Origin of the sequence: uncultured Amaricoccus sp. (genome assembly GCF_937858865.1) — a bacterium.
Lineage (GTDB): Bacteria > Pseudomonadota > Alphaproteobacteria > Rhodobacterales > Rhodobacteraceae > Amaricoccus.
This window is the reverse complement of the sequence record NZ_CALLYO010000084.1, coordinates 1-5,435: the sequence shown is the minus strand read 5'-3', so window position 1 is coordinate 5,435 and position 5,435 is coordinate 1. Positions and strand designations below refer to the sequence as shown.

The following is a 5,435-nucleotide window of genomic DNA, read 5'->3' as shown; positions in this document are numbered from 1 at the left end:
CTCGAGGTCATCTCGAAATGCGCCGGCACCAGCTGGATGCTCGAGAACCGCGCCCCGCACGTCATCGAAGGCGACTATGCGCCGCGAAGCTCGATCGACATCTGGCCGAAGGATCTCGGCATCGTCCTCGACATCGCCCGCAGCGCCCGCTTCTCCGCGCCCATCGCCGCCGCCGCCCTGCAGCAGTTCCTCGCCGCCCAGGGCTCCGGCCTCGGCCAGGAGGATGACGCCGCCGTCGCCAAGGTCTACGCCCGCAACGCCGGCCTCACCCTCCCCGGCAAAGGCTGACCCGCAGGCCAAAAGTGCGATTCAGGATCCGTTAACCCGACGTAATTGAATAAACTCAATAGCTTAAGTATAGTTTCGCGTGCGAAATCACGCCCGAAGCGCGACCAGCCCCGGCGGCGGCGCCGCGCGCCGCCCCAGCATCTCCCGCGTCGCCGCGTCGGCCGGCTCGGCCACCAGCGCCTCCTCCGGCGCCGGCACCATCAGCCGCGCCGCCCCGTGCCCGGCCTCGCCCAGCCAGAGCGCGAAATCTTCCGGCGCGATGACCACCGGCATCCGCTCGTGCACCCCCGCCAGCGTCGCGTTCGCCGGGCAGGTGACGATGGCGCAGGTCGAAATCCATCCCTCCGGCCCCTTCCAGTCCTGCCAGATCCCGGCGAAGGCGATCATCCCGCCCGCCCGCGGCCGCACCACGAAGGGAACCCGCGCTCCCTTCTCCCCCTGCCATTCATAGAAGCCGTCCGCCGGCAGCAGGCATCGCCGCGCCCTGACCGCCTCGCGGAAGGCCGGCTTCTCCGCGATCCCCTCGGAGCGCGCGTTGATGAGCAGCGGCCCCCCGCTCGCCGTCCGGTAGAAGGGCGGCAGCAGCCCCCAGCGCATCGGCACGACGAACCGCTCGCCCTCGCGGCTGACCACGACCGGCACCGGCTCGGTCGGCGAGACGTTCGGCCGCGCCACCTCGGGGCCGAGCTCCCCGAGCTCCGCCTCGAAGAGCACGGCCATCGCCTCCTGCGCCGAGGTGACCATGTAGCGCCCGCACATCGGACGCCGGCCTCAGCCGATCTGATACCCCGGCGTCGAGCGCATCAGCTCCAGCTCCGCCTCGCTCATCTCCGCCCCGAACGGCTCGAAGAGCGGCGTCGAGAGATACCGCTCCCCGGTGTCGGGCAGCATGGCGAGGATCACCGATCCCTCCGGCGCAGCCTCCGCCACCTGCACGGCGACCCCGAAGGTCGCGCCCGCCGAGATCCCGGCCAGGATCCCCTCCTTCGCCGCCAGCTCGCGCGACCACTTCATCGCCTCGGCCCCCGCGATCGGAATGACCTCGTCGAAATAATGCCCGTCGATCGCCTCCTGCAGCACCAGCGGGATGAAGTCCGGCGTCCAGCCCTGGATCGGATGCGGCTCGAACGAGCCATGCCCGCTGGCCGGCTCCCCCTCCGCCGTGCGCTCCTGCGCCACGCCCGAGCCGACGAGCTGCGCGTTGGCCGGCTCGGAGAGGATGATCCTCGCGTCGGGGAAGCTCTTCTTCAGCACCCGCCCGACGCCCGCCACCGTCCCGCCGGTCCCGTAGCCCGACACGAAATAGTCGAGCCGCTTGCCGGCGAAGTCGCCGAGGATCTCCGCCGCCGTCGTACTCTCGTGGATCGCCGCGTTGGCCGGCGTCTCGAACTGGTGCGCCAGGAACCAGCCGTTCGCCTCGGCCAGCTCCTTCGCCTTCACGTACATCCCGTACCCCTTCGCCGCGCGCGGGGTGAGCACCACCTTCGCCCCGAAGAAGCGCATCAGCTGCCGCCGCTCGACCGAGAAGCTGTCGGCCATCGTCACCACCAGCGGATAGCCCTTGGCGGCGCAGACCATGGCCAGGCCGATCCCGGTGTTGCCGCTCGTCGCCTCGACCACCGTCTGCCCCGGCTTCAGCGTCCCGTCGCGCTCCGCCGCCTCGATGATGTTGAGCGCGATCCGGTCCTTCACCGAAGCGGCCGGATTGAACGCCTCCGCCTTCACGTAGAGGCCGACGTGGGACGGCGCGAGCCGGTTGATCTTCACCACCGGCGTGTCGCCGACCGTGTCGATGATGCTCTCGTACAGCTGCCCGCGCCCCCTGGTGCGGCGGAGCTCGCCGCCGTTTCCGCTTTCGATGCCCATCTGCAACTCCCCTCTCGACGTCGCCCTCGGCTCCGCCGCCAACCTGTCACGCGCCGTCGCGAGCGGCAAGCGCGGCAGAGGTTGTGTCGCGGCGATGTTTCAGCATGATCGCCACCTGGAAGGAAGCGCCGCACCCGAGCATGGACCCGGAACCGAGACCCCGCGCTTCGGCGCTCGCCCCGCTCGGCAGCCCGATCTTCCGGGCGATCTGGCTCGCCAGCCTGGTGTCGAACTTCGGCGGCCTCGTGCAGGCGGTGGGCGCCGCCTGGATGATGACGACGATCACCTCCTCGGCCAACATGGTGGCGCTGGTGCAGGCCTCGACCACGCTGCCGATCATGGTCTTCTCGCTGGCCGCCGGCGCGATCGCCGACAACTTCAACCGCCGCCGGGTGATGCTGGTCGCCCAGGGCTTCATGCTCTGCGTGTCCGTCGCGCTGACCGTCGCCGCCTGGATGGGCGTCCTCACCCCCTGGACGCTCCTCGGCTTCACCTTCCTCATCGGCTGCGGCACCGCGCTCAACAATCCCGCCTGGCAGGCCTCGGTCGGCGACATGGTGCCGCGCGCCGACATCGCGGCGGCAGTGGCGCTCAACAGCGTCGGTTTCAACATGACCCGCAGCGTCGGCCCGGCGATCGGCGGCCTCATCGTCGCCGCCGCCGGCGCGGCCGCCGCCTTCGCGGTCAACAGCCTCAGCTACATCGGCCTCATCGGCGTGCTCTACGCCTGGCGGCCGGACCTCCCCCCGCGCACGCTCCCGCGCGAGCGGCTGGCCTCGGCGATGGCCGCGGGGCTGCGCTACGTCGCGATGTCGCCGACGATCCTCAAGGTCGTGCTGCGCGCCTTCCTCTTCGGCCTCACCGCCGTCTCGGTGACCGCCCTCCTGCCGCTCGTCGCGCGCAACATGGAGCAGGGCGGGCCGCTGGTCTACGGCGGCCTCCTCGGCGCCTTCGGCGTCGGGGCGATCGGCGGGGCCTTCATCGGCGGACGGCTGCGCTACCTCCTCTCGAGCGAGTGGATCGTGCGCCTCGGCTTCGTCGGCTTCGCGGTCTGCGCGACCGTCCTCGCGCTCGCCCGCGGGCCGTGGCTGGCCGGGCTCGGCATGATGGTGGGCGGCGCCTGCTGGGTGCTGGCGCTCGCGCTCTTCAACACCACAGTGCAGCTCTCGACCCCGCGCTGGGTGGTCGGGCGGGCGCTCTCGCTCTACCAGACCGCGGCCTTCGGCGGCATGGCGCTCGGCAGCTGGCTCTGGGGCATGGTCGCCGAGTCGAACGGGGCGGCCGAGGCGCTCCTCTGGGCGGCGGCGGCGATGATCGCGGCCGGGGCCGCGGGCTTCTACCTGCCGCTGCCGGCGCGGGCCGAGCTCGACCTCGACCCGCTCAATCGGTGGAGCGAGCCGAAGGTCCAGCTCCCGCTCACCCCGCGCAGCGGGCCGATCAAGATCAACGTCGAATACGTGATCGACGAGGCCGATGTGCCGGAGTTCCTCGACCTGATGGCGGAACGGCAGCGCATCCGCCGCCGCGACGGGGCCCGCGCCTGGACGCTCGCGCGCGATCTGGAGGACCCGCGCATCTGGGTCGAGAGCTACCAGACGCCGACCTGGGTGGAATACGTGCGCCACAACATGCGCCGCACCAAGGCGGACGCCGGCCCGAGCGACCGCCTGCGCGAGCTCCACCGCGGCAACGGGCCGCCGGCAGTGGAACGCCGCATCGTGCGCCAGGCCAGCCGCCTCGGTGTCGAGCCGCACCCGAAGGCGCCGATCGACCACCCGTGAGCCGGCAGGCCCGGCTGGGGCGTCAGATGACGACGACCTTGGCCCCCATCTGCACCCGGTCGTAGAGGTCGATGACGTCCTGGTTCAGCATCCGGAAGCATCCCGAGGAAGCGGCCCAGCCGATCGACTTCGGCGTGTTGGTGCCGTGGATGCGATACCCCGAATCCTGTCCGTTGAAGTAGATGTAGAGCGCCCGCGCCCCGAGCGGATTGGTCACCCCGCCCGGCTGGCCGTCCCGCCACTTGGCGAGCGAGGGATCGCGCTCGATCATCTCGGGCGGCGGGGTCCAGCGCGGCCACCTGGCGCTGCGGGCGATCACCCCGCTGCCGGTCCAGCCGAAGCCCTCGCGGCCGACGGCGATGCCGTAGCGGGTCGCCTTGCCCTCGCCCTCGACCAGATAGAGGAAGGGCCCGTGCGTGTCGATGACGATGGTGCCCGGCGCCTCGGTCGTCGGATAGTCCACCTCGTTGCGCAGCAGTCCGCGGTGGAACTGGGTCACGTCGATCGCCGGGATGGTCCTCTCGCCGTCGGCGCGCGAGGCGTACATCGCGACCAGCGCCGGGTCGGGCGGCTCGACCGCCAGGGCCTTCGACGCCGGCGGTGCGGCGACAGGCGGCGCGACCTCGACCGGAGCCACGTCCTCCGGCACGCATCCCGCCAGCACGACAGCCCCGATGAGAAGCGAGGCGCAAAGTCTTGCGGTCATCATCCAACACCCACTCAAGAAACCAGTTACAGAAAGTCCGACCATGGACAAGCGGCATCAACGGAAACCGTCCGCCCGCGACTCCGATGTCACAGCATAGGCCTAAGGCGCAAGTATTGCCTATTGCTGAAGTCGCGACGCTCAGGCCTGGCGCTCTACGACCGCCTCGCCGGAGACCGGATCGGTCACCCCGAGACCGGTGCCTAGATCCTCGAGCTTGCCGCGGTGCGCGTCGAGGTTGGCGATCATCCTCGTCCGCGCCGCGGCGATCGCATCCACGCCGGTCCACTCGCCGATCAGGCAGAAGTCGCGCTCGCCGGTCTGCACGAGCGTCATCGATTTCAACCCCGGCATGTCCATCGGACGCTCGCGGTAGTGGGCCAGGAATGCATCGAGGAACTCGGGCTTAACGCGCATGCGAACGACGTTGTAAGCGGTCATTCTCGCCTCCCCGCCGGGGCCGGGCGAACCCCGCCGGCCCGCAGCGCGCATCCTATCAGAGCCGGGACCGCGCAACAATTCGCCCTCGGGAGACGTCATGCGGCCTCCGGCGGATGGAATCGGTCTCGAGGGGGATTCCGTTCGTGTTAACAGCGACTTGGGCGGACTGGAATGCGGCCGGAAAGGGGCTGGAAAGCGGCCATACGATTTGCGGCCGTGACCAGGAGTTAACGCAGGGGTCGTGCGGGGCGCGCGCGCGTTCACCCGGAGGACGCTCCAGCCGGTCCGGCGGCGTCGTAGATCATGTCGATCATCGCCTGGTTCCCGCGCGAGAATTCGAGCGGACAGGCATA

The 5,435-nt window shown here is 70.5% G+C and carries 6 protein-coding genes; 2 read left to right on the top strand and 4 right to left on the bottom strand.

Annotated features, from left to right (window positions below; translation table 11 throughout):
- The coding region (locus Q0112_RS02195; RefSeq protein ID WP_297970805.1) for an NAD-binding protein at positions 1-288 on the top strand (288 nt) is incomplete at its 5' end.
- Positions 289-375: 87 nt separating this feature from the next.
- Here Q0112_RS02195 and Q0112_RS02190 read toward each other — a convergent pair.
- Both Q0112_RS02190 and cysK read right to left on the bottom strand, forming a co-directional pair.
- A complete protein-coding gene (locus tag Q0112_RS02190) occupies positions 376-1,047 on the bottom strand; it encodes an SOS response-associated peptidase (RefSeq protein ID WP_297970803.1) in 672 nt (223 codons plus the stop codon).
- A 12-nt stretch (positions 1,048-1,059) separates the two neighbouring features.
- Positions 1,060-2,154 carry a cysteine synthase A gene (gene cysK / locus Q0112_RS02185; protein WP_297970801.1) on the bottom strand — a complete coding sequence of 365 codons (1,095 nt, stop codon included), beginning with the start codon at positions 2,152-2,154 and terminating at the stop codon, positions 1,060-1,062.
- Positions 2,155-2,294: 140 nt separating this feature from the next.
- Between cysK and Q0112_RS02180 the strand changes: the two genes are divergently transcribed.
- Entirely contained in the window at positions 2,295-3,935 is a 1,641-nt protein-coding gene (locus tag Q0112_RS02180; protein WP_297970808.1) for an MFS transporter, read from the top strand.
- 22 nt (positions 3,936-3,957) lie between these two features.
- Here the strand turns inward: Q0112_RS02180 and Q0112_RS02175 are convergent, their stop codons facing one another.
- Both Q0112_RS02175 and Q0112_RS02170 read right to left on the bottom strand, forming a co-directional pair.
- Entirely contained in the window at positions 3,958-4,644 is a 687-nt protein-coding gene (locus Q0112_RS02175; protein ID WP_297970798.1) for a L,D-transpeptidase, read from the bottom strand.
- Positions 4,645-4,782: 138 nt separating this feature from the next.
- A complete protein-coding gene (locus Q0112_RS02170) occupies positions 4,783-5,082 on the bottom strand; it encodes an antibiotic biosynthesis monooxygenase (protein ID WP_297970796.1) in 300 nt (99 codons plus the stop codon).
- Between the last annotated feature and the right edge of the window lie 353 nt (positions 5,083-5,435).